Origin of the sequence: Bacillus sp. Xin1 (genome assembly GCF_013314535.1) — a bacterium.
Lineage (GTDB): Bacteria > Bacillota > Bacilli > Bacillales > Bacillaceae_G > Bacillus_A.
Genome location: NZ_JABUAE010000127.1, coordinates 1 through 1,581, shown reverse-complemented (window position 1 = coordinate 1,581; position 1,581 = coordinate 1). Strand labels below are relative to the sequence as shown.

Genomic DNA, 1,581 nt, shown 5'->3' with positions numbered 1-1,581 from the left:
GAGGCCACTGAAAAAGTCCCTATAATTGAAATGAACGAAGGCTTCCTCGATGAAATCGAGGAAGCCTTCGTCATTTTCATGTATAATAGTCATATTAATTTTAGGTGGTGTCTCGGATGATTTCTAACCAACAATCTCTTAACCTCAGTCCATTTATGGCGATTTACGATATCGTTGTACCAAAGGATAATATGCTTCGTCAATTTAATGAACTGGTAGACTTTTCTTTTGTTTTAGAAGAACTACAAGATAAATATTGTTTCGATAACGGTCGCAATGCAGTGCCGCCTGTTCGTATGTTTAAATATTTATTATTAAAATCTATTTTTGACTTATCAGATGTAGATGTTGTAGAACGCTCAAAATACGATATGTCCTTTAAATATTTCTTAGATATGGCACCTGAAGATATGGTGATTGATCCTAGTTCATTAACGAAGTTCCGCAAACTTCGTCTAAAAGATGTAGGATTACTTGACATGCTCATTCAAAAAACAGTGGAAATTGCACTCGAAAAAGACTTGATTAAAAATAAATCTATTATTGTTGATGCCACGCATACAAAAGCACGCTTTAATCAAAAATCGCCGAAAGAATTTTTAATGGAGAAATCAAAATTACTTCGCAAAGCTGTTTATCAAATTGATGAAGGAATGAAAGAGAAATTCCCACCAAAAACAATGATAAATGAATTAGGTGACGAACTTGAATATTGCCAAAAAGTGATTGAAACGGTAGAAAAAGAGGAAATCATTCGTGAATATCCAAATGTGAAAGAAAAACTTAATTATTTAAAAGAAATCGTAGAAGATCACCAAGAACACCTTCAATTTTCGCAAGATCCTGATGCACGAATTGGACATAAAACAGCGGACTCTTCTTTCTTTGGTTATAAAACACATATTGCGATGAATGAAGAACGTATCATTACAGCTGCGGTGATTACAACGGGTGAAAAAAGCGATGGAAAATACCTTCAAACATTGATTGAAAAAAGTCGTGAAACAGGGATGGAAATTGATACAGTTATTGGAGATACTGCTTATTCGGAGAAAAATAATATTCAATATGCCAACCAAAATCAATTACAATTAGTATCGAAATTAAACCCAATCGTGACACAAGGACCGCGTAAAAAAGAAGATGAATTTGAGTTTAATAAAGATGCGGGTATGTATGTCTGTAAAGCTGGGCATATGGCTATTCGTAGAGCACGTACGGGTAAAAAAGGAACAAACAATAGTCAAAGTCATACCTATTATTTTGATATTGAAAAATGTAAGGTATGTCCATTCAAAAGTGGTTGTTACAAAGAAGGCGCTAAAAGTAAAACGTATTCTGTGACAATTAAATCCACTGAACATAAGAAACAACAAGCATTTCAAGAAAGTGCATATTTTAAAGAAAAGGGGAAAGAGCGTTATAAAATTGAGGCGAAAAATAGTGAACTTAAGCATAGACACGGGTATGATGTGGCATCTTCCTCGGGTCTGATTGGTATGCAAATGCAAGGTGCAATGGCTATATTCGCTGTCAATTTAAAACGAATCCTAACCTTGATGAAGGAAACAAAGTAAAAAA

Annotated in this window: 1 protein-coding gene; it reads left to right on the top strand. The window is 34.2% G+C overall.

What is annotated here, in order from left to right; genetic code table 11:
* Positions 1-116: 116 nt before the first annotated feature.
* Positions 117-1,577 carry an IS1182 family transposase gene (locus HRG09_RS28030; protein WP_174104062.1) on the top strand — a complete coding sequence of 487 codons (1,461 nt, stop codon included), beginning with the start codon at positions 117-119 and terminating at the stop codon, positions 1,575-1,577.
* Positions 1,578-1,581 lie beyond the last annotated feature (4 nt).